The organism is Tunicatimonas sp., assembly GCF_049647865.1.
Classification (GTDB): Bacteria; Bacteroidota; Bacteroidia; order Cytophagales; family Cyclobacteriaceae; genus Tunicatimonas.
Genome location: NZ_JBARYM010000574.1, coordinates 1 through 3343, shown reverse-complemented (window position 1 = coordinate 3343; position 3343 = coordinate 1). Strand labels below are relative to the sequence as shown.

The window sequence follows — 3343 nt, the reverse complement described above, 5'->3', positions numbered from 1 at the left end:
TTCAACCTCTCTAAGGGCTTTCTGAGTACTCTTAAGCTGTTTTTCTAGCTGTTTGACCCGTTCTTGGTCGGACATTTGCTTTTTGGATTTCATAGAAGTAAGATGTGGTTCGACATAGTTTCTCTTGTACCAACGAATCCATTGTCTTACTAAGATACAGGATACGTTGTACTTATCCGCAGCTTGTTGTTCAGTCAATAAGTTGATTATGACTTCCTGAGCGACTTTACGCCGTAAGCAAGATCGATAATGGTTCTTTACATTGTTTTTCATAAGGGATTGATTTAGAGTGATTCTGACAACCCCTGTGGACACTTTTTAGGACTTGAATTTATGTTATCTAAGTGTGGTTATGTTAAGTAAACTTTCTCAATTATCATTTCGTCGCTAGGGGTGTTGTTCGTAGAAATCTCCGATCATACAGATACCACTTTTGCTTACTAACCTGAATGGATAACGCAGGGTGGGCTGGGTTGATTAGAAAATTATGTTCATAGGGAGAATGTACGCTAGGTACTTGCAATACAGCAGAATGCTGCTTGATTGCCCAATCCTTACCAATCTGACGGGTGAGTTCCAAGCTCTCATCGCTAAACCAGTCTGCCGGTAGGTCGGCTGAAACTTCTTCAACCTGCGTAATTTGGGAATCGTCCAAGATAATCTCCAGCAATATATAAGGAACCCTGGCTTGAATGGGGGTAATATGTCCCAGATACTCCAGGATGCATAAAGAAGCTGTTTCTGCAGTATACAGTACAGGGGTGCCTTTGGGATGCCACCGACCCGCGTACATGCGGGCTCCTTGCCCGGTCAGGTCATATATATAATTAGGATTGCCAATTCGGAAAACAGCACGTTGAATAGCGGTCACAGATTTTCTACGTTGCTCAAGACAAAATCCCGTACTTCGTTCGGCCCAGTTCCTCCAAAATGGCATCTGCACCAATCGGATTGTCCAGCATCTCGAAGGGTGTATGATGATCAAAGTACCAATGCGGTTGATTCAACCATTCTAAAAAAGCCTCACGGCTCATCAGGGCATCTTCACCTTCCTGGAAAACCTGTTGCAACTTTAAAAATTTTCCGCTATTGGGGATACCGAGGCGGCCCGAGGGCCGGTGAAGTAGGTTGTAATACCCTTTGTGACTGAGATTGAGTAAAAAACTCATCTGCTGCTGCGTCAAAGAATACTGCTGCTGAAACTGAGCTACTTCAGCAATACTCACTCCTTCCTGGACTTTAGATAGTAATGCGTTCATTGTAAAATTACTAAGTAGTATATGTAAATATACCGATGTTTACTTTACGGGTCAATCAACAAAAAGTTAGCTAACTGGAGGAAAAAAGTTTTATACGTAACGTGAAGTGTTACGCTTATCCATCCGATCTATTCTTTCTCTACGTGAGAAGGTGCGTCAAACGATCGGGGGGGCAAGGTACCATCCATGGACTACGTCGTTAGTGCAAGTCCGTCAAAGCCCCAATTTGGTCCCCGCATTATGGGTACGGGCATCCTCAAAGCGGGTATAGCGCCGGATCATCGCTTCGGTTTTATGAAAGGTCTGGGCCATAATCTCGGAGTTGCTGGCTCCGTTGCGTTTGGCTACCGTTACAAAGCTGGCTCGCAGGGAGTGGGCTGAATACCGCTTCCCCAAATGCTTCTGGACAATCAGGTTGATACTCTGATCCGTGAGCCGACTATCTCCAAACTTATCGCCCTTCCGCATCCGAAGTAGTAGAGGCCGGATCGATAAAGTACTATATTCCTCTTCTGTTTTACCTGCTTCTTCACTACCAACCACTGGCTCACTGCTAGGATACACCCGTTCCAGGTACCGCTTCAATGTCCGCACCGGGCACAGTAGCGGATTGGCTGCATAAAAGATCGCTTTAACCATTCCACCGCCCAACTGATCGGTCTTGCTCTTCCGGATATCTACTAAAAACCCATCTTCGTCTTCATGCAGATCGGCCACGTTCAGTTCGGCGAGCTCTCCTCTACGGAAGGCCCCGGTAAACCCTAATAATAAGACCACTTTGTCCCGCAGGGCAGCATTCACTGACTCATCCAGCGGAAGAATTACCTTTTCTAACATCGCTTTGGTAAATGCCGGGGCTTCGTGCTGCCGAATCCCTTTTTCCCGTTTGATCCCGTCCATGGCGATCCGGACGAGCCGATCCCCGGTCGGGCTCTCCCAGCCTTGCAGCTCATGAAAAGAGGAAAGCATGGCCAGACGGCGCCCCAGGGTTGCCACCTTGTAGTGCTGGGCGATATCCGATAGATAGTTCACCAGCTGATCCACTGGGGTTGGAAAGGGGGAGAGCCCCCGCCGATCGCACCAAGCGGTATAGCAGTCCAGGTCGGCTTTATAGGCCCGCACGGTATTGGGTGCTTTTTCTAAACCGAGCTTCAAGTAGCGGGCCGCAGAGGCACTGACCTGGCCAGGCACTTCCGAGGAAGTGACCGTTGGTAGTTTTGAGGTATTGGATGATGCTCGCTCAGCCACCATGGACTAGGGTTTTAGTTGGCTGATACTATCTATTGGTTGGACTGAAGGGGGCTTGTCATTAATGTAATGACCTAAAAAATAATGAATGCGTTCACCACAATTCGCTAGGGACTTTCCTCCAAGAGCCTTCATTCTTCTAGCGGTATTTCCCAACTATCCGGATCATCACGCACGGGGGAATAGCAATCGTAAACCCGGTGTGGATGCACACTAAAATGGGCTAAGGTTGCTTTATCGGCAAAGCGTAACCATCCACAGTGCAACGCCCGTCCTTCTACTGCTTGTTTCTGATCTAGATATTCCGCCATCTGATAAACATACTGCCCTTCCGTATCCACGAGGTCGCCCTGCTGATTGACAAACCAAAACAGCCATTCACCCAAACGGGCATATTCTTCGTGGTAGAGCTGCCGGGGTAAGCGATGACCATGCCCAATCTCCGTATGGTAATCAAATAGATTCATTTACTATAGGGTTTCATAACCTGCTGGAAGGCCCGGCGAAATTCCGAGGGCTTCGCTGCTTCCTTCAAATCCAGCCCATAACCTTCCTGCCGGTTTAACTGGATCGCTGTTTTCTTATAACAGTAGTACGTAGTTCCCCGCCGATAGATCATACCCTCAGCGACCAGCGTATCCAGGGCAATTGTGAGACCCGTTGGACTACGCCTGCGAAAGGCTTCGCGTGACAGAATATCGGATTCCTGCCCTGGCTTCATCCATAGTGAAGCAGCCAGGTTGTTTAGTAATTCATTCATTTAGATAACCTGTAGGATTGATTAGAGAACTTCTGTTTTTATTGTACGACACTGAACGTCTGCCGAGGGGTACATC

The 3343-nt window shown here is 47.7% G+C and carries 5 protein-coding genes; all 5 read right to left on the bottom strand.

What is annotated here, in order from left to right; translation table 11 throughout:
- Positions 1-376: 376 nt before the first annotated feature.
- The 5 genes from WBA23_RS16975 to WBA23_RS16955 all read right to left on the bottom strand — a co-directional run bounded on the left by WBA23_RS16975 (position 377) and on the right by WBA23_RS16955 (position 3267).
- Positions 377-871, bottom strand: coding sequence for an RES family NAD+ phosphorylase (locus WBA23_RS16975; protein ID WP_424583477.1), 495 nt, complete (start codon positions 869-871; stop codon positions 377-379).
- Positions 872-887: 16 nt separating this feature from the next.
- Complete coding sequence (locus WBA23_RS16970; protein WP_424583476.1) at positions 888-1259, bottom strand: antitoxin Xre/MbcA/ParS toxin-binding domain-containing protein; 372 nt, start codon at positions 1257-1259, stop codon at positions 888-890.
- A gap of 213 nt (positions 1260-1472) precedes the next feature.
- Positions 1473-2510: a site-specific integrase gene (locus tag WBA23_RS16965; RefSeq protein ID WP_424583475.1), complete on the bottom strand. Its 1038-nt coding sequence runs from the start codon at positions 2508-2510 to the stop codon at positions 1473-1475.
- Positions 2511-2638: 128 nt separating this feature from the next.
- On the bottom strand, positions 2639-2974 hold the full coding sequence (locus WBA23_RS16960; protein WP_424583474.1) for a hypothetical protein: 336 nt from the start codon (positions 2972-2974) through the stop codon (positions 2639-2641).
- Positions 2971-3267 (bottom strand): hypothetical protein, encoded by a 297-nt coding sequence (locus WBA23_RS16955; RefSeq protein WP_424583473.1) that lies wholly within the window; start codon positions 3265-3267, stop codon positions 2971-2973. Before WBA23_RS16955 ends, WBA23_RS16960 begins: the two co-directional genes overlap by 4 nt.
- Between the last annotated feature and the right edge of the window lie 76 nt (positions 3268-3343).